Origin of the sequence: Micromonospora chaiyaphumensis (genome assembly GCF_900091435.1) — a bacterium.
GTDB lineage: Bacteria > Actinomycetota > Actinomycetes > Mycobacteriales > Micromonosporaceae > Micromonospora > Micromonospora chaiyaphumensis.
In genome coordinates, this window is the sequence record NZ_FMCS01000003.1 from 336,565 (window position 1) to 354,709 (window position 18,145).

Consider the following 18,145-nt stretch of genomic DNA (forward strand, 5'->3'; position numbering starts at 1 on the left):
TGTTGCCTGCGATCAAGATCAACCGTCCCCCGCAGGGTTGCTGCGGGTACGCAGCCGACGTTGCGCCGGTCCCTCGAGCATCCGGCCTGTCGCGTCTGTGGGTGAGGCTAGCGACCGAGGCGGGCGGTTAGACGATTCAGCCTGCGGGCTGGCGAGCATGTCGGCGAAGCTTGGACGGGGCGGCGTGGCCGAACGCGCCGGCACGAACGGTCAGGGCCGCCATGACAGCGTCGATCGTAGGTGCACCTGAAGGGCGGGCCTTCGCGGTGAGGGTTTCGCCGCCAGCGCCGTTGACACCACCAGACGATCTGGCATCTGAACTGCCCGTTGAGTCGAGTGCACCGACGATTCTGCCGCCGCTAAGGTGCGCAGCACGGGGAGGTGGTCGGGTTGGCCGCTCGGCGTTGGGACGCCTGGTTCGACAAGGAACACCTTGTCCTCCGGCACAGGCGGCTATTGCCGTGGCCCAGGGCCTACGTCCGGCGCATACCGCTGGCCATGGTCCTCGACATCGGCTCGCTCACCGCAACCGACCACGCCAAGCGGCGCGCGCAACTCACAATTCACGATCCGTCGGCGCCGTACCTGACCGAGCTCGTCCCGGTCCGGTTCACCCCGGAGCAATGGGCGGTCGCCGGCGGCTTCATGCGAGAAGCGCATGGGATACCGACCCAGCCGCGGCAACCCGGCGACGTGCCATCGTGGGATGCCGCCACGTCCCGCTCGGCCGCCGACGTCCCGAAGCAAGCGCAGCGGCTGGCGCAGCCACCGGCCGATCTACCAGCCCGCCTTCCGCCGCCCAAGCCCTCTCCCGTCAGCCGAAGTGCCACGTCGACCATCCCGGGGATGCGGGCCGGCGACGGCAAACGGCCGGTGTGGCTGTGGCTCCAGAACGGCAAGATTCATGCCTCACTCGTCCCGGTCGGCAACACCTCGCCGCGCCAGCTGAGCGCTGCCGATGTCGCCCATCTCCTGCTCGCCGACCCGTCCCGGGCTATGCCGGCGATCCGTGCCTTGACCGGTATCGCCGACAGCGGGCAGGCTCTGGCTCGCATGCGAAGTTGGCGGCGGTCGGACGTCGTCAACTTGAGCGCCTCCGATCTCGCCGGTCGGCGGGTCACCGAGGCTCTACAGAAGCCGGGCCGGAGCAACCCGGATGGCAGCGTTCGGACCGTATCTGGCGGCCTTCCGAGCCTGAACAAGCGCCGCCGGTGAGTGCGAGCCACGGGGGATGCCGGCTGGGAGGCGATGCCGGCCTCTCCAGTGGTTCCTTAGCCGGTCACCCCCCGATGCCGACGCCGTCGACCAAGTTGATCAGTTCGTCGTCGCGGGCCAACTCGTAACCACGCCCGCGCAGCTCCGCGACCAGTTCCGCCTCGCCGTCGAGCCGAACCTGCAGGTACTCGCCCTCGTGAACCGTGAGCACGACTTCGCCGTACCGGTCTTGCAGGTCCCGCGGCAGCACGTCGAGCGCCCGCACCGTGACCATCTTCGGCCAGTACCCGTCCACGATCGCGCCCAGCTCGGTGATGTCGAAGGGCTTGTCGTCGGCGTAGTCGTCCTCTTCGTAGCAGTCCGGCCCGGCGGGGTTCTCCAGGTGGGTCATCTGCACCTGCCGGGCCTCGCCCCAGGTACGCGCGCCCGCGAGCGCCCTGATCTCCGCGGCCTCGCCTGTGGCGGCGTCGGCGTCGACGAAGGCCAGGCAGTCGTGATTGGTGGCGTGGCCGTAGACCAGGCGCCGGGTGGTCGGTTGGTGCGTCGTCATGGCGCACATCCTGCCCCAGTCATACGACAACCAAGATCGGCATACGGACGGGGGAGTATCCACCGGTCGGGCGACCGTTAGGCTGGCCCTTCCTGGCCTCGCCACCTGGAGAAACGCCTATGTCCGACAGCGTCTTCGCGCAGTTCACCGCGGACGACGACCGGCTCGCCGTCGCGCTGCTGGTACAGCCGGCGATCAACGCCGCCCTGTTGCACAACCGGGTGCCGCTGGTCCGCCACCTCACGCTGGTCAACCGCGGCACGGGACCACTGGCGGACGTGACCCTGACGTTGGAGCTACTCGGCCCCGACGGCGCTCTCACCGAGCCGTGGACCCGTACCCTCACCGCGCCGCTGCGGCCCGGGGCGAGCACCGGCTGGGACGACTTCCGGGACGTCACCCCGGACCGGGCGCTGCTCTACCGCACCGACGAGGCGTTCCCGGTCGACTACCGCCTCACCGTTGAGGCGGATGGCCAGGCATTGACGATGGTCGCCCCGTCACGGGTGCTCGCACACAACGAGTGGTTCAACAGTCCCGCCCTCTACGACAGCCTGGCCGCTTTCGTGCAGCCGAACACCCGGGCGGTCGAGGCGGTGCTGCGGTCGGCGGCGCAGATCCTGCTCGCGCGTACCGGCTCCGGTTCGCTGCAGGGCTACCAGGACGGCTCGGAGCGGGCGGCATTGATCGCCGGCGCCGTGTACGAGGCACTGCGCCAGCTCGAGATCACCTACCAGACCCTCCCGGCGTCGTTCGAGAACAGCGGCCAGAAGGTGCGGACGACGGCCGCGGTGCTGGACGGGCGCCTCGGCAACTGCCTCGACCTCTCCGTCACCTACGCCGCGTGCCTGGAGGCGGCGGGGGTGCACCCGCTCGTCTTCATCAGCGAGGGGCACGCCTTCGGCGGCTTCCTCCTCGAAGAGGAGCGGCTCGGCGCCGCGGCGGTCACCGAGACCAACCTGCTGATCTCGATGGTCGACTCGGGCCGCGCGGTGCCGGTCGAGCTGACCCGCATCGGGCCCGGCACCCAGTCGGCGACCTTCACCGAGGCGGTAAGGGTCGGCCTCGGCCACTTCCGCAGCGAGGGCCACCGGCTGCAGGGCGTCATCGACATCCACCTCGCCCACCGCTCCGGCATCCAGCCGCTGCCCTCGGCCGACGAACTGGTCGCGCCCGCGCCCGTCGACACCGAGACGACCCCCAACGCCGGCGCGTCGCTCGACCTTCCGCCCGGTGTCGCCGCCGCGAAGCTGCGCCAGCTCGCCGACGAGGGCGACGAGGTGCCACAGCCCGCCGACGGCTCCCCGGCGCGCATCCAGCAGTGGCGGAAGTCCCTGCTCGACCTGAGCCTGCGCAACCCGCTGCTCAACCTGCCCAAGCGCGGCCGCGGCCTGGACCTGCACGTGCCGGCCGGCGCCCTCGCCCTGCTGGACGACCTCATCCACGACGGCCGCCAGGTGCAGGTCATCCCGCAGGACGACATCAGCCACGTGCACGAGCTGGCCGGCGCGCGCCGGGCGCAGGACCTCGACGCCGAGATCCTTACCCGGGAGCTGCGCACCGACCGGCGGGTCTACGGCGCTGTGACCGAGGCCCGCTACAAGAGCGCCATGCGGGCGTTGCAGCGCGAGGCGCGCACGATGGAGCAGGAGACCGGCAGCAACTACCTCTACCTGACCATCGGCACCCTGGTGCACACCAAGACCACCGGGGGAGAGGCGTACGCGCCGCTGTTCCTCCTGCCGGTGCGTATCGAGGGCGGCAGCGGCCGCCGTCCGTACGCGATGGTCATCGACGGCACCGAGGTGGCCAGCCCTAACTACTGCCTCATCGAGTGGCTGCGGGTCAAGCACGGCGTGCGGATCCCGGAGCTGGAGCAGCCGGTCCTCGACGAGCACGGCATCGACATCGCGAAGACCCTCGCGGCGATCAACACCGGGCTGGTCGACAACCGGCTGAACTACCGCATCGACGAGACCGCCAGCCTGCGGCTGCTGCAGTTCTCCACCTTCCAGATGTGGCGGGACCTCGGCGACCACTGGCCCCGGTTCAAGGAAAACCCTGTGGTCCGGCACCTTGTGGAATCCTCCGGCGCCACCTTCGACGACCCGGCCCGGCCGGACCACGACACCGACGTCGCCGTGGACGAGGGGGAGCTGCACCTGCCGATCCCCGCCGACGGTTCCCAGATGCAGGCGATCGTCATGGCCGAGCGCGGACAGTCGTTCGTGCTCGAAGGGCCGCCCGGCACCGGCAAGTCGCAGACCATCACCAACATGATCGCCCGCGCGGTCGCCGCTGGCCGCTCGGTGCTGTTCGTCGCCGAGAAGCAGGCCGCCCTCGAGGTGGTGAAGCGCCGGCTCAAGCAGATCGGCCTCGGACCGTTCGCGCTGGACCTGCACGGGCGCAAGCAGTCCCTCAACGCCATCCGACAGCAGCTGCGCGACGCCCTGGACCAGTACGACCTGGGCAGCGACGGCGACTGGATGGCCGTCGAAACGGCCTACCGGACGCGGCTCGCCCCGCTGGCCGAGTATCCAGCGCAGGTCCACACCGCCAACCCCGTCGGGATGTCGCTCTGGTCGGCCTACGAGCAGGTCCTCGCGTACGGGGACGGCCCGGCCGCCCCGGTTCCGGTCAGCTACCTGCACGCACCCGCCGAGGTACGCGCTCAGGTGGAGACGACGCTGCGGGAGTTCCCGGCCGCCGCCCGCTCCGCGCGGGTCCGGCCCGAGCATCCCTGGGCACTCAGCGGCTGCCGGACCCTCGACGGGCTGCACGGCGCGGCCGTCACCGAGATCGCCGCCGACCTCGAACGCCTCCGTGCCGACCTCGCCGCCAGCCCCCACCTGGTCGGGCTGCTGCGGACGCTGCCTACCCCGGAAACCGTCACCGAGCTGCAGGCCGGCGCCTGGCTCGCCGTACGCGGAATGCTCCCGGACCGGGAGACCACTGTGCGCGCTGGCGACCGGCGGTGGGACGAGGCCGCGGCCCGGCTTCAGGGGGAGCTGGCCGCCTTCCACCAAGGCTTCGCCGGTGAGCTCGCCACCTTCCGCCCGGACGTCTTCGCCCGGCCCGAGCTGGCCGCCTGGCACGCCGAGACGCAGGAGGCGGCGAAGAAGCTGCTCGGCAAGCGCAAGCGCCGGCAGGCCGTCGTCGACAAGCTGGCCGTGCACCTGGTCGCCGGTGCGACGCTCGACGTCGAGCGGGTCGAGGTGACCACCGGACGCCTGGTCGCCGCCCAGGCCCAGGCCGCCGCGCTGCACCAGCACGCGGTCGCGCTCGGCGGCCTACGGATCCCAGCATGGCAGCCCACGAACCCGGACGCACAGCAGCGGCTGGCGGAGGCGATCGAAGCGACCCGGGCCAGCCGCACGCTCCTGGCCCGGCACCCGCAGGCCTGGGAGCTGTTCCAGCGCGGCATCTCCGACGTCGACGCCGCCCTCCTGGACCGGGTCGCCTCCCGGTGGCGGGCCTGGCGCGGGGTGCTGCGTTCCGCAGAGCCGGAGCTGGCCCTGTGGTCGGCCGGCTCGCACTGGGTCGACGCCTGGCAGCGGGACGGCGCGACCTGGCTTCACGACCTGCGCAGCGAGGAACTCTTCCCGCTGCGCCGCTGGGCCACCGTCCTCACCCACGCCGACGTGCTCGCCTCCGCCGGCCTCACCGACTACCGGGACCAGCTGCTGCGCGCCGAGGTGAACGGACAGTTCGCCGAGGAGGCATACCGTCGGGGCGTCGCCGCCGCCTCCCTCGGCGAGCGGGTACGGGCCGGCGGGCTGCAGTACTTCGACCCGGAACTGCACGACGATGAGATCGCCCAGTTCGAGACGGCCGCCGGTGAGCTGCGGGCGGCGCTGCCCGAGCGCCTGCCCTCGGTGCTGGTCCGCCGCCGCCCGTTCAGCCCGACCGACCGGCGGGGCCGCTTCGCCGACTTCGCGGCGGAACTACGCCGCAAGCGCGGCGGCCGGTCCTTCCGGGAACTGTTCGAGCAGTACCCCGACGCCGTGCTGGCGCTGACGCCGTGCGTGCTGGTCAGCCCCGCCTCGGCGGCGAACTTCCTGGCCCCGGGAAGCCAACGATTCAACCTGGTCATCTTCGACGAGGCGTCGCAGATCCGGGTCGCCGAAGCGATCGGCGCGATGGGGCGGGGCAGTGCCGTGGTGGTCGTCGGGGACTCCCGGCAGATGCCGCCGTCCAGCATCATGCAGGCCAGCCACACCGTTGACGACGTCGACGAGGGCGACGGCCCGGTACTGGAGGACCTGGAGAGCATCCTCAGCGAAGCCGTCGAGTCCGGGCTGCCGCAGCGGTGGCTGTCCTGGCACTACCGCAGCCACGACGAGTCGCTGATCGCCTTCTCCAACCGCTACTACTACGACAACAAACTCTCCAGCCTCCCGTCGCCGGGGATGAGCGGCTCCACCGGCATCGCCTGGCGGCGGGTCGACGGCCGGTACGACCGCGGCGGCTCGCGGACCAACGACGTCGAGGCGCGCGCCGTCCTCGCCGACATCACCCGGCGGCTGCACGACCCGGCCACCGCCGGACAGTCGATCGGTGTGGTCACCTTCAACATCCAGCAGCGGGACCTCATCCTCAACCTGCTGGAGGACAGCACCGACCCGATCATCCGCGAGCAGCTCTCCGGCGCGGTCGCCGAGCCGATCTTCGTCAAGAACCTGGAGAACGTGCAGGGCGACGAGCGGGACGTCGTCCTGTTCTCCCTGGCCTTCTCCACCAACCCGGACACCGGCCAGCTTCCGCTGAACTTCGGTCCGCTGAGCCAGGCCGGCGGTGAGCGGCGGCTCAACGTGGCGATCACCCGGGCCCGCCGGCAGGTGGTGCTCTTCTCATCCTTCAACCCGTCGGACATTGACCTGTCCCGCACCTCGGCGGTTGGCACGCAGCACTTGCGGGCGTACTGCGAGATGGCCGCGGCTGGCGTCGACCGGCTGGGCGACCTGACCACCGATCGGGCCGAGCGGCGCAGCCGCATCCGCGACGAGGTGGCCGCCGCGCTGCGCGACCGTGGCCACGAGGTCCGCACCTCACACGGCCTGTCCGACTTCACCGTGGACCTCGCCGTACGCCGGCCCGGCTCGGCCCGCTGGCAGGTGGCCGTCATGCTGGACGGCCCCGACTGGAGCGCCCGCCCGACGGTGGCCGACCGGGACCTGGCGCCCGCCCTGCTCCGGACCATCATGGGCTGGCCGGAGGTGGTGCGGTTCTGGCTGCCGGCGTGGATCCACGACCGGTCCGCGCTGCTCGACCGCGTCGACGACGCCGTCGCAAAAGCCGACGCCCCAGAGCCGCCCGCGCCAGCGGAAGCCGTCGCGCCCCACGGCACGGTCGAGCTGCCGACGCCCCGCACGGCCGAGGACGTCGAGCAGGTCCACCTGGTCGAGCTGTCGGGTCCGCGCGTTGCGGAGGACACCGATCCCGCCACGGAAGTGTCGCCGGTACCTGTCACGAGCCTCGCCACAGCGGCGGTGCCGGCCCCCGTCACGGACCTCGCCACCGCATCCGCGCCGGCCCCCGTCGCGGGCGCGCCGCCGGCGACGACCGGCGCTCTCGAAGTCAGGCCCTTCGTCCCGTACACCCCGACGCCGCTCGGCGACCAGAACGACCTCGACCTTCTCGCCACCGACCAGCGGGTACGCGGGCTCGTCCGGGAGGCGCTGCGGGAGACCATCGCGGCGGAAGGCCCGGTCGAACAGCACCGGCTCGCCCGCCTGGCCCTGGCCCGTTTCGGCTTCTTGCGGACCCGGGAGGACCGGCGCCTTGCCGTGCTCGCGCTCGTCGACGCCCGCCGGCTGTACGGCCATCCCACCGTGGGGCGGTACGCCTGGCCCGAGGAGACGGACCCGCAGACGTACCGCGCGTACCGGGTCACCCAGGCGAGCAACGACCGGGCGTTCGAGGAGGTGCCTCCCGAGGAGGTCGCCAACGCGTTCGTGCACGTTCTGCAGGACGTGCCGAGCGTGGACGAGGAGCGCCTGCTGCGCGCGGGGCTGGAGCGCCTCGGCTACCGACGGCGCACCGACAAGATCGACAAGCTACTCCGATACGGCCTGCACGTCGCCGTGACCAGCGGCCGAGTCCGGTTCGACCAAGAGGGACGTCTGACCCTGGGTCCACATGAGTCATCGACGTGACCGCGCCTCGGCGAAACCCTGGCCGACTACGCCGGGCGGCCCTCGCTTGTCTCATGGTGCACCGCGCACGTCCAGCCGAAGACCGATCAGCATGCCAGCACATAAGTGACGGTCGCGATCATGCCCGGCGCTCGATCGCCTCTGAGCGGCAGGGAATGCACCTGCCAGCAGGTTGGCCAATGTGCCCCGGACGCGAGCAGCGGCGGCCACCGCCGGTCATCGGCGGCGCCGCGCCGCCACGCTCGGCGCAACCCGGAGCGCGGGTCTGCTTCCTCTGCGGAGCAAATCGGTCGGAAACCGGTGCCCGCCTGTCTTTCATTGATTGGTCTTCAAGGCTTCCGGTGACACCCTGTCTGTCACCCCTGCTGGCCGAATCTGTCACCCTGCCCTGCTGATTTGTCACCGCAGAGGCGGTTCCCGTCCGCCCGGCTCCGGCGACCAGGCGGTAGACGCGGGTGGCGATCCCGGCGACCTTGGATACCGCCAGATGGCCGAGCTGCACCAGCTTGGTGAGGCATCGCTGCACCGTCCGCTCCGAGCAGCCGGCGTAGTTGGCGATGGTGGCGACGGAAGGCCAAGCCTTACCCTCGTGGTTGGCGTGTGCAGCGATGGCGATAGCCACGGCCCGCTCGTTCTTCCCTAGGTCTTTCGTCGCGAGAAGAGCGCCCTTAACGGCAAGACTCATTAGCCTCGGACCTCCTACGTCCGTCGGGGCCACGGGCATGTGTTCTACACCGACGCGGCCGGGCTCGATCTGGCATCCCGCGCCGTACCGGCGTGGGGTCTAGTGATCCACGCTCACCTATCGCTGAAGGTCAAGTCGCAGAGGAGAGGTGGGGCATCCCAACCGGCTGCCGACTGTGTCCGACTAAAACTCGGCGAGGAGCAACACGCCCGAATCCCAAGCGAGCTGAGCGTTAGAGGTCGGCCAGGCGGCGGGCAGGGATGGGCTACCCACGGACGGTCCGGGCCGTAGGACGCGCTCAGCTCGCGCACTGGAGGCGGTTGGGCAGGCGACGAGAGGCTTGTGCGAGGCTGAAGCGGGCTCGCCGGGCAGCTGGCACAGCGCGCCGTCCCGTTGCGGTTAGGGCAAGGGCTGGTGTTCGTCCCGTACGCGGTTGATCAACTGGTTGGCCTGCCGGCGGCTGTTGAGGGTGAGAAGCCGGACGTGAGGTCCGTGTTCTCGGACAAGGTTGTGTACCCGGGGTCGCGTAGTGCGTCGGTAATCGAGGATGTAGCGGACGAAGTTCCAGGTGAGCCGGTCGTAGACGCCATCCTGGTGGTGCTGCCCGCCTCGGTAGCGCCAGCGCCGCTGCTTGATGCCCCACAGGCAGCTGCGGCGGGTAGGTCGAGGAAGAGGACTGTGTCCGCGGCAGCCAGCCGGATGGGCAGGGTGGTTGCATAGTTGCCCTCGATGATCCACCGTTCCCCAGCGACGAGTTCCTCCTGCTGGGCGGCGAATTCGGCCTGCGGCAACGGGCGCCACTGCTCGTCGTAGTAGACGGCATCGAGGTGGGTCAGCGGTACGTCGAGGATCTGGGCAAGCTGCCGGGCGATCGTGGATTTACCGCTGCCACCGCAACCGATGATGGCGATCCTGTCCATGGCGCTCCAGGGTAGGGGGCCGTTGACGTACCGCCGAGACGACATGGTCAGTCATGACGCCACCGGTTCCGGCTGACGCAGGAGGCGATTGACCACGTCAAGCTGGGTGGAGAGCCGGAACGAGTCGAGGTGCTGTAGGCATTCGCGATCATCCGGGTGTGCTCGCCGGTGCCCGGCGATCTCGGCCGGCCAGCCGACGCGGTGCCGGACGTCGGTGGCGTTCCGTGCGGAAGTGGGCGGGCTGCAACCCGGTGAACGGAAAGATCCACTCAGAGTTGGCTGCCGTGATCACCTGCACCCACGCATCCTGCCCGATCATCCTTAACACACAGACGCCACGGTTACGAGACGTCTCTTAGGAGGCACCAACTCGGGCAGGCTCGCGACAGAAGCGTTACGGCTCCCTGCTACCAGAATTGCTTGGTCAGGACTCCGGCCGCTGGGCGAGGGTGGCAAGGAACGCTTGGACGAACTCGCGGCGGCGCTCCGGACTGGCGTGCCCGAGCACCTCGACCACGTCCTGGTGGCGTTCGACCAGCAGAATCCTTCGGTCTTGCACCTGCGCCTCCCCGTACTTCTTCACCCACTGGTTGACGTCGACCTCGACCATCCAGTCACGGACTATAAGTGGCTCACTTAGCTCGGTCAGCGCTTGGTCGGTCTCGATCACCTCCTGTCGGTACCGGGAGGCATATCTGACCAGGTCGGCCCGCTCGTTCGGCGATGCATCGACTGACTCGGGTACCGTGTCGGTTAGGTCGGACGGAGAGGGCTGGGCCTCCCGGGCGAAGAACTCGGCCAGACCCAGCAGAGCAGCGAGGGATTCCGGATAGCGCTGCGCCTCCCGCAGCGCCAGATAGACGTTCTCGCGCGCCAACCGTTCACAGACCACGTCCTCGACCCGTCGAGCGAACGGTATTGAGCGGCACAACAGGTCGAGCGCAGCCTCAGTCCGGCCGGCCTCTCGGGCCCGGTAGCCACGTTCGTTGAACAGTTTAGCCAACCGCTGCTCGTCGATTCGTTGACTTTTTTGTTCTGCAGATGAGGCCGAGGGCTCCGACGGTGTCAGTCGAGTCACCGAGGACAGGACCGCCTGTCCGTCGGCTTCGATCGCCTCCGGCTCGCGGCCGAGCGACGTCAGCACTACTGCGGCCTCCAGGTGGGCCAGCGGCAGCTGGATCGCGAACAGGTAGCTATGGGACATGAATCTTGTTGCCAGCACTATACGCTCCTGGACCGCTTTCAACGCGGCCTCATGGTCACCAGCCGCGCGGAGAGCGACCGTGGACCATTCGAGGGCGACGGCGAGTTGGTAATCGGGTTCGGCGCGGAGTTCCGGACCGAGCCGACGGTAGGCCTCGACGGTCCGCCGGGCAACCGCCGCGGCTTCCGCTGAGCCGAGCTGGGAGAGGGCGAAAGCCAGTCCGCTCAGCGACTTGACCAACCGCGACAAATGTCGCCCCACGCTCTCGGCGCCCAGTTCGTCTCGAATGGACACCGATTCGGTGAGCAGCGGTATTGCCTGGTCGAATAAGCCCTCGCTGAGCAGGCGCATCGCCCCGTTGTGTAGGGCATGAGCCAACGCTCTTAGCTGCGCACCTCGGCCTCGCGAGGGCAGCGCCCGCAATATTCGGATCGCCTCGTCTTGGATGGGATCAGCCTCGGCATTCTTGCCGAGCCGATCCAGGTCGGTGGACAGGTTATCCAGCGCTACCGCCAGTTCGGCCCGGTATCGGTTGGGTATTTCGGCGTCGAGTTCCCGGTACAGCCGCACGGTGGCCTCGGAGGCCTTCAGCGCGTCTTCGTGTCGATCGACGTTGGACAACGCCAAACTCAATTCGGTCAATGTTGTCCCGAGCATGGCGCGGTAAGTAACCGGCTCTCGATCGGCGAGCGTGGCGAGAATGAGGCTTAGTGTTTGATACGTCTGCACTGCGGCCTCTCGCAGGCCGAGCTGGGATTCGATCAGCCCGCGTAGCTGCAATTCCCGGACTTTCCCCAGCTCATCGATTGGCGGCTCCGACTCATTGTGGGTGCCGGTTGCCGGGGTGTGCAACAGCTCACGGTAATCGTCCAGCAGCGCGAACGCTTCATCCCGACGCCCCAGACGGGCGGTGATCTTAACTTGTGCGCGGATGGACCGGAGTAGCCCCTGGCTGTGGGCGCTCGGGTTGTGCCGGGCCAACCGACGCCTGATCTCGGTGGCGCGTTCGATGTGCACCAGCGCCTCGGCCAATTCGCCCAGATCTCGCAGGGTCAAACCGAGGTTGTTTAGGTACAACGCCAGGTCATGCTCGTGCGTCTCGGGTTGTTCGGCGGCGAGCTGGTCACACACTTTCACCGCCTCACGGTGCGCCGCCAGGGCCTCACGCAGCCGGCCCAGGTTCCTCAGCGCGTTGGCCAGGTTGTCCAGCGACATCGCTAGTTCGGGCCGCTGCTGTAGACGGCTTGGCTCCCCGGCGTTGAGCGCACGATTGATGGTCACCGCTCGTTGTGCGGCGTCCCGCGCCTCGTCCCAGCGATGCTCGTTGGCGAGGTCGACCGAGAGATTGTTCAATGCAACCGCGTGATGGCCCGAGTACTTAGGGTTTACTCTTGTCAGTTCCTCGGCGATTGCGGCAGCCCTGGTGGAGGCGGCCAGCGCAGCCGTCGAATCGCCCAGGTCGGAAAGGCGAAAACCGAGATTGGTCAGGGCGCTGGCTAGGCCGGGTAGATGGGTGCCCCGCTCGATCCCGTCAGCTTCCTCGAACGCTGTGACTGCTGCCTGGGCGGTCTCAAGCGCTTCACGGTGTAGGCCAGCATAGCCCAACCGTCCGCTCAGGTCCAAATAAAGTCTGCCCCGCTCGGCAGGGTCGGTGATCTGGGTAAGCCGGTGGGTGACGACCCGCCGGACCACGGCGGCGGTGGCCAAGTCAAGGCTGACGTATCGACCGGGCGGAAGTTGTTCGGTGAGCGCCTCCAGCAGATCGATCGGGGCATACCCGGCCAGAGTGGCGAGCGCGGCACCCCCCATCTGGCGAACGAGCTGGGGCTGGGCACGAAGCAACGGATAGAGGTAATCGGTGGCAACATGCGGCCAACGCTGTCCGGTGTCCACTAAAATGGTCCACACAGAACGTCGGGCCGCTGCCGGTACAACCGGAAGCGGCCTGGACGCGTCGCCGCTACCGGAAGCCGTCGCGGTCAACAACAGCTTCGGGAGTTCTCCGGACCACGCGTCGCCCCAGGTCCTTCCGCCCTCGGCGGTGGCATCATCCCTACTTCCATTCCTGGCAGGCAGGCTGCGGGCGAGGAAGTCTTCTCCCAACCGGTCCGGGTGAAGGGGTTCGAGGACCGTGTCCGCCGACTCCGGCGGATAGCAGGCAGTGTGGTCATTGATCAGCGGGAGCGCCGTCGCCAGTGAATCGGCTAAGCCGACGCCTGTAAGCAAGGTAACGGCGGTGGGATGGGCCAGCGGGCGAGTAAGGGTAGCCACCGTGACGAGGCGTCCCATGGTGACCGAATCCGCGCTCACCCGCCCGGCCTCTTTCATCCGAGCCCAGTGATTCTTCTCCCGATTCAACAGGTACTCCGACAACCGCCCAGGATCAGTCGGAGGGTCGACCCCTCGGCTGGCAGCGTCCACGGCCACCAGTGCGGCCATCTGGATCGCGAGTACTAGCCGAAACGCCGGATCGTTAAGGGGCGCGGGCGGAGCCGGCCGGGCATCTGCGGGAAGTCCGAAGACTGGTCCGAAGGCCCGTACCGCCGCGTCGTAAAGGCGCTGGCGTTGCGTCACTGAGCCGACCAACGCCGGAAGCTCGACATTGGACACCTGGTAATCCTCATCCCGCAGCGGATGCAGCAGCGACTCCCACCATGACCCGGCGGTGCGTCCCATCAGCAGGCACCGCAGCGGCTCGGTACCGTCGTCAGGTAGGTCTGCACACAGCAGACTTTCGAGGTCCGTGCGGGGCCAACGGTCCGCGTAGTCGACGATCAGCAGCCGACCGGCCGGGTCTGGTACCCGTTCGGTCTGGCCCCGATCGCGGCGGCGTACGTTGCCGTGCCGGGCAAGTCGAACGTCCCATCCAGCGTCCAGCGACAGCTGGGCGAGCCGGTGCGCCAACCGTGTCTTGCCCTGTCCACCGGGTGCGTAGACGAGCCGTATCGAGTTGTCTCCCGGGGCGTCACGCCAGGCTTCGAGGTCCCGGACGATCTCATCACGTCCGGTGAACTCGACGAGCTGGTGTCGCGCGGCCAGCATCTCGCTGGGAGGCAATAACTGCCACCGGGCCGCGTCGCCCGGCGGCGGGCCAGCGAACGGCATGAGCTGGTATGGAGCAGCCGTGTCGAAGTGCTGGTGGTACGAGTTCGACTCGAAGTACTGCCGGTTGCCAACGTACGCATCACCGCTGACGTTCAGGGACGGCACCCGCCTCGTCCACTCGAATTCCCACTCGGTCACCGGCTGTCCCGGCCTTGTCGGCGGCGTGGTCTGCGTGCCGTAAAGCGCTGCTCATGGGCGATATATGCGTCACCGTCCACCTTCAGCCTTCCGATCGCTACTCCCGCCGGGGACCCGCCGGTCGACGGCATGGGCGGAGGTGCAGACCTATCCGCCGGTCCTCGCGGGTCGTGACGGGAGTCCCGCCAAGCCCACACGGCAATGGCTACGCCGAACAGCCCGGCAATGGTAGCCACGACGTTGAGTAGCAGGCCGATGACGCTAGCGAACTGATCAGCTCGCTCCAACTCCTGGCGACTCAGGAAGATACTCAGGCCCGCCAGTGCAGCAGCGCCAGTCAGCAGACCGGTCGCTGACCATGCGGTACGGCTCATGCCACCATCCTGCGGTGGCCAAGCAAGTTCCGTCCACGACGCGAGCGGATGTGTCGGGCACCGGACAGAATTGCGAGTCGGCACCTGGAGATCCGCCGACGAGTTCACCGATCGAGGGGCAGTCAACGCTGCAAGCCGGACAGGCTCGCGACCCGAGCCCCTCAACATCTCACTGGACGCCGGATTTGCGTCGAGAGCTCCGCCGACTCGTTCGGCGATCCCTGTCGTGACGCTTTGAGGCAGAGCGGTTCAGTCCCTACGCATCGCGTCTCCTCTCTGCTGGCTGAGCGGATCGTCACTGCGGCCGATCAGGTTCCGGTTGGAGCGCGAATCATGGAGCTATTGCGACGGCCCCGCGTCCTGGATTGCCGCTTTGCTGACCGGCACGGCCCTGAGCAGTCACTCGTGAGCGGCGTTTGGCATTCCCTGGTGCGCCATTCCAGCTGCCTGCAGAATCTCGGCCAGCTTGGCTCTCGATGAGGCGTCTGCGACGGTGAGGATGTCGCGGTGGTGCAGTAGGTCACGGGCGACGCAGGCGTCACCGAAAGTGAGGGCTTGATTGATTAGGCCTGCGGCGAGGCACCGTACGTCGGGATGGTCTACGCCACTGGCGGCGTCGATGACGGTGAGCCCGAGGCGGGTGTGAAAGACGGCAAGGCTGGGTGTGGGCGTTAGCCGTTGCTGGCTTCGGAGCAGCGCGTCGAGCTTGCTTCCCTCCGGTTTCGCTGCGGCCTTGGTGCATAGGTAGGCCAGGCATGCGGTGACGGCCTCCTCCCACGGCTCGCCACGGGCGGTTTCGGCGATGATCGAGCGCGCGCGTTCGAGCTGGCCGGTTGTGGCGTGGGCGATGACCGCGACTTGTCGCCCGTCGAGCATCCGTTGGCCGATGCCATTGTTCTGCTGGAGGTGGTCGTGGGCCTCTTTTCAACGGCCGGTGGTGGTGATTGCTCGGGCACGGTCGGCGAGGAGCACGCCCCACAGCCGTCGCCGCACTTCGCGATGGGTCGTCCTCTGTCCGGGTCAGCCGGCTGGCCGGCAGGGGCTGGCCGTCGATCAGCGTGTCGGTGCGGGATGAGACAGCCTTGAAGAGATGCCTGAGGAGCCCAAGTGCGGCGTCGCCGTTGCCGTCTCTGATGTGTAGGCGAGCGAGGTTGACCAGCGGCTCGAGAGCGTGCCGCGCGGCCTTCCCGCCCAAAGGGACGGCGCACAGGTACGCGTCGGCATGGTGGTGGCACCACTGTCGGGCCAGCTCAGGTTGGCCGCAGTCAGAGGCGATCAGCGCGGCCTGGTTGTAGACGGCAGACGCTGCGGCCAGATCGCTCACCCGATCCGCACGGTCGGCGAGGGCGCAGAGGTCGTCGATGCGGATGCTCAGCGCCTCGGCGGCGGGCCGCGGTCGAGCCACGAGGGGGAAGCGCCGAAGGGCCTGGCTGGTTCGCTCCATCGTCATCGCCAGGCGACGGTGATCGGATAGTGCGGCCGGGGGAGAACGAAATGTCCAGCCGAGGGATTCGCTTGGGCGGGAGCGTCGGGGATTTCGAAGCGCACGGTCCGGGTGCGGTACTCGGCGTCCCAGACGCGGGTTTCGTCGGCGACGTGCCGGGCGAGGTCCTTGCCGGAGGGGCCGTGGCCGACGACGCCCACTTCGTACAGCTTGCCGCCGTCGGCGGCGGGTGGTGCTGGCCGGATGGTGAGGTATGCGAGGTCGGCACCGCATGTGGTCGCCACCGCGCCCCACCGAAACGTGGGGGAGACGGTGCCGCGCTCGATGGCCTGGGGTTTGACGTTCATCCGCATGATGGCGTTGTCGAGACGGCAGGCGAGCAACAGGTCCAGCCACTCGTAGGGCACCATCGGTGCGAAGAGGACGCCGGTCCACATCTCGTGCCGCTGGCTCTCGAGCACGCGGGCGAGTGCGGCGGCGTCGACGTCCTGGTCCTTTTGCACCTGCAGCGTCACGTCCTGCTCGTCGGTGAGGGCGACGAGGCGTCGGGCGTCGTCGCCGGTGCCGCGCAGCGGCATGAAAACGGCCAACTCACTGCCGGCGTCGCGCCATCCGCCGTCGTACCGTTCGAAGATGATCGAGCGGGACGCGGCACCGCGCAGCCGCAGCGGCACGACCAGCCGGCCGTCCGGGGCGAGTTGCTCCAGCCACGCGGTGGGCGTCTCCCAGGTGCCGACGGTGGCGATGCTCCGGTCATACGGTGCGCCGTCGGAATGTCCGAGCGCGCCGTCGCCGCGAACGACCTGAACGTGGGCGACGCGAGCGGCGGCGAGGTGTTTGCGAGCCCCGTCGACGAGGTCGGCGTCGAGGTCGATGGTGACGACGCGTTCGGTGTCACAGACAATGGCCGCCAGGAGAGCCGCCTTGTAGCCGGTTCCGGCGCCAGCTTCCATAATGCGGTGGCCTGGTTGGGCGTCGAGCTGCTCGAGCATCATGGCCACGATCCGGGGCTGCGAGGCCGCCCTGATCGAGGTGCCGCTGCCGTCGGTCTTGATGTAGACCGGCCCGTCGGCGTACGCCTGTTCCAGCGGCACGCCGGGCAGGAACAGATGCCGGGGAGTGTCCCGCATCGCGGCGTCGACCGTCCGCGTCCGGATAATGTTCTCTGCCCGGAGCTGGTCGGCGAGCTCGCCGGGCAGGTCACTGGGGTCTCGATGGGTGGTCATCGGGTCGACGGTGGTGGCATGCGGGGTGGGTTCTGCGCTGGATACGGTGCTCCTCCCAGGGCGGCAGACGTTCCAGACTGCGAGGGCGGCGAGGGCGGTCTGGTCACCGGACGGGCAGCGCTGTGCCCGCTCCGCCTGAACTTGGCTACTCTCCAGATCCATGAGCAACGTGGCCGGAGCGACGACAAGCCGTGAAGAAGAGATTGCCTTCCTGGCGCTAGAGCAGGTGCTCGGGGTCGACATCAAACTCGCGGATGCTGGCGCCGGCGACAAGAAGCCGGACGGTTCTTGGGTTTACCCCGATGAGCCGAAGCGCCACGGCATCGTCGAGGTCACTTCACCCCCAGCCACGCACCTGATGCGGGAATGGGCGCGAGCGAAGAAGGCAGGGCGTCTGCAGACCGAGAGCGGAAGGATCGCCTTGCGCTGGAACGAACTCGCTCAAGTGTGTGCTGAGATGCTTGCGGAAGACTGGGCCCGCGAGAACCTCGACAAGCTCCTGGCCCATCCGGCAGATGAGCGGCATCTCTTCCTCTTCTCGCGGGGTCACACGGAAGGCGGCCACTACTTCTATCGACTGTCGGATTCTTATGACGACGGATCAACTGAGCACGTCGATGACCTTGTCCTCCCCCACGGCATCTCGGACGTCTGGTTCCGAGGTCGGGCACAGCGAGATCTTGACCGACCACTGGGCTCGACCAAAATCTGGTTGGCGAGGTTTCAAACAGGTTTGGGGTGGCGCCGCTACGTGGTGCGGATCGAGGAGAGGCAACTTCCGTCCCCGAATCCGCGTATCGCTGACGATGGTGTTCCCGCAGGCTGGCGCTCCGTGAAATGTCGAGCTATCAAGCCAGCTGACAGCTGACAGCTGAGACTGGGCTGGAATTCAGCGCACGAGAAACGAGGGAGGTGGCCATCGCCCGTGTCCTACGCTGCCCTCAGCTGCCGCTATGAATGGCGCCCGTGCGAACCTCAGTCCACCCGGGCGGTCGTCTTGCCGCTGCCGGAGTTCATAGGAACGAGGACTGGGGCTCGGTAGGGAGCGGCTCCAGGTCCACGGTCGCAGGCCTGGGTGGCAACCCTTCACGGGCTTCGAACGCCGGCTCAGGTCACGATGCGGACGCAC

Annotated in this window: 9 protein-coding genes; 3 read left to right on the forward strand and 6 right to left on the reverse strand. The window is 68.5% G+C overall.

Annotation, left to right across the window (positions count from 1 at the left end):
• The first annotated feature begins 498 nt into the window (after positions 1–498).
• Positions 499–1,215, forward strand: a complete 717-nt coding sequence (locus GA0070214_RS32345; protein WP_244167647.1) for a hypothetical protein — start codon at positions 499–501, stop codon at positions 1,213–1,215.
• A gap of 64 nt (positions 1,216–1,279) precedes the next feature.
• On the opposite strand, the gene GA0070214_RS10790 is transcribed toward GA0070214_RS32345, so the two are convergent.
• Positions 1,280–1,765, reverse strand: a complete 486-nt coding sequence (locus tag GA0070214_RS10790) for a hypothetical protein (protein ID WP_091261830.1) — start codon at positions 1,763–1,765, stop codon at positions 1,280–1,282.
• Positions 1,766–1,884: 119 nt separating this feature from the next.
• Between GA0070214_RS10790 and GA0070214_RS10795 the strand changes: the two genes are divergently transcribed.
• Positions 1,885–7,920 carry a DUF4011 domain-containing protein gene (locus GA0070214_RS10795; protein ID WP_091261831.1) on the forward strand — a complete coding sequence of 2,012 codons (6,036 nt, stop codon included), beginning with the start codon at positions 1,885–1,887 and terminating at the stop codon, positions 7,918–7,920.
• A 118-nt stretch (positions 7,921–8,038) separates the two neighbouring features.
• On the opposite strand, the gene GA0070214_RS10800 is transcribed toward GA0070214_RS10795, so the two are convergent.
• From GA0070214_RS10800 to fxlM, 5 genes are all read right to left on the reverse strand, one after another.
• A complete protein-coding gene (locus tag GA0070214_RS10800) occupies positions 8,039–8,644 on the reverse strand; it encodes a helix-turn-helix domain-containing protein (protein ID WP_091261832.1) in 606 nt (201 codons plus the stop codon).
• Positions 8,645–9,042: 398 nt separating this feature from the next.
• On the reverse strand, positions 9,043–9,525 hold the full coding sequence (locus GA0070214_RS10805; RefSeq protein WP_244167648.1) for a P-loop NTPase family protein: 483 nt from the start codon (positions 9,523–9,525) through the stop codon (positions 9,043–9,045).
• A 424-nt stretch (positions 9,526–9,949) separates the two neighbouring features.
• Complete coding sequence (locus tag GA0070214_RS10810; RefSeq protein WP_091261833.1) at positions 9,950–13,972, reverse strand: tetratricopeptide repeat-containing sensor histidine kinase; 4,023 nt, start codon at positions 13,970–13,972, stop codon at positions 9,950–9,952.
• A gap of 773 nt (positions 13,973–14,745) precedes the next feature.
• The gene (locus GA0070214_RS10815; protein WP_091261834.1) at positions 14,746–15,222 is read right to left on the reverse strand and encodes a hypothetical protein; all 477 of its coding nucleotides are present in this window, start codon (positions 15,220–15,222) and stop codon (positions 14,746–14,748) included.
• Between the two features lie 570 nt (positions 15,223–15,792).
• Positions 15,793–17,016, reverse strand: a complete 1,224-nt coding sequence (fxlM, locus tag GA0070214_RS10820) for a methyltransferase, FxLD system (protein ID WP_091262102.1) — start codon at positions 17,014–17,016, stop codon at positions 15,793–15,795.
• A gap of 160 nt (positions 17,017–17,176) precedes the next feature.
• Here fxlM and GA0070214_RS31390 point away from each other — a divergent pair, with 160 nt between their 5' ends.
• Positions 17,177–17,884, forward strand: a complete 708-nt coding sequence (locus tag GA0070214_RS31390; protein ID WP_139141806.1) for a hypothetical protein — start codon at positions 17,177–17,179, stop codon at positions 17,882–17,884.
• The last annotated feature ends 261 nt before the right edge of the window (positions 17,885–18,145 follow it).

What these genes read in the sequence shown, in the direction of transcription:
- GA0070214_RS31390 (WP_139141806.1), top strand. Translation starts at nt 17,177, where the DNA reads ATGAGCAACGTGGCCGGAGCGACGACAAGCCGTGAAGAAGAGATTGCC.
- GA0070214_RS10800 (WP_091261832.1), bottom strand. Translation starts at nt 8,644, where the DNA reads ATGCCCGTGGCCCCGACGGACGTAGGAGGTCCGAGGCTAATGAGTCTT.
- GA0070214_RS10815 (WP_091261834.1), bottom strand. Translation starts at nt 15,222, where the DNA reads ATGCTCGACGGGCGACAAGTCGCGGTCATCGCCCACGCCACAACCGGC.
- GA0070214_RS10790 (WP_091261830.1), bottom strand. Translation starts at nt 1,765, where the DNA reads ATGACGACGCACCAACCGACCACCCGGCGCCTGGTCTACGGCCACGCC.
- GA0070214_RS32345 (WP_244167647.1), top strand. Translation starts at nt 499, where the DNA reads ATGGTCCTCGACATCGGCTCGCTCACCGCAACCGACCACGCCAAGCGG.
- fxlM (WP_091262102.1), bottom strand. Translation starts at nt 17,016, where the DNA reads ATGACCACCCATCGAGACCCCAGTGACCTGCCCGGCGAGCTCGCCGAC.
- GA0070214_RS10795 (WP_091261831.1), top strand. Translation starts at nt 1,885, where the DNA reads ATGTCCGACAGCGTCTTCGCGCAGTTCACCGCGGACGACGACCGGCTC.
- GA0070214_RS10805 (WP_244167648.1), bottom strand. Translation starts at nt 9,525, where the DNA reads ATGGACAGGATCGCCATCATCGGTTGCGGTGGCAGCGGTAAATCCACG.